Origin of the sequence: Corynebacterium sp. KPL2861 (genome assembly GCF_040225475.1) — a bacterium.
In the GTDB taxonomy this organism is placed as follows: domain Bacteria; phylum Actinomycetota; class Actinomycetes; order Mycobacteriales; family Mycobacteriaceae; genus Corynebacterium.
In genome coordinates, this window is sequence record NZ_JBEHFW010000028.1 from 1 (window position 1) to 768 (window position 768).

The 768-nt window shown below is 54.3% G+C and carries 1 rRNA gene; it reads right to left on the reverse strand.

Features of this window, described 5'->3' with window-relative positions:
• Positions 1-768: ribosomal RNA gene (locus ABRP84_RS11230) — 16S ribosomal RNA — on the reverse strand; the annotation flags it as partial.

Below are 768 nucleotides of genomic sequence, written 5' to 3' on the forward strand. Positions count from 1 at the left end.
ACCATTGTAGCATGTGTGAAGCCCTGGACATAAGGGGCATGATGATTTGACGTCATCCCCACCTTCCTCCGAGTTAACCCCGGCAGTCTCTCATGAGTCCCCAACCAAATGCTGGCAACATAAGACAAGGGTTGCGCTCGTTGCGGGACTTAACCCAACATCTCACGACACGAGCTGACGACAACCATGCACCACCTGTACACCAACCACAAAGGGAAACTACATCTCTGCAGCGATCTAGTGTATGTCAAGCCCAGGTAAGGTTCTTCGCGTTGCATCGAATTAATCCACATGCTCCGCCGCTTGTGCGGGCCCCCGTCAATTCCTTTGAGTTTTAGCCTTGCGGCCGTACTCCCCAGGCGGGGCGCTTAATGCGTTAGCTACGGCACGAAAGTCGTAGAAAGACCCTCACACCTAGCGCCCACCGTTTACGGCATGGACTACCAGGGTATCTAATCCTGTTCGCTACCCATGCTTTCGCTCCTCAGCGTCAGTAACTGCCCAGTAACCTGCCTTCGCCATCGGTGTTCCTCCTGATATCTGCGCATTTCACCGCTACACCAGGAATTCCAGTTACCCCTACAGCACTCAAGTTATGCCCGTATCGCCTGCACGCCCGGAGTTAAGCCCCAGAATTTCACAGACGACGCGACAAACCACCTACGAGCCCTTTACGCCCAGTAATTCCGGACAACGCTCGCACCCTACGTATTACCGCGGCTGCTGGCACGTAGTTAGCCGGTGCTTCTTATCTAGGTACCGTCACAA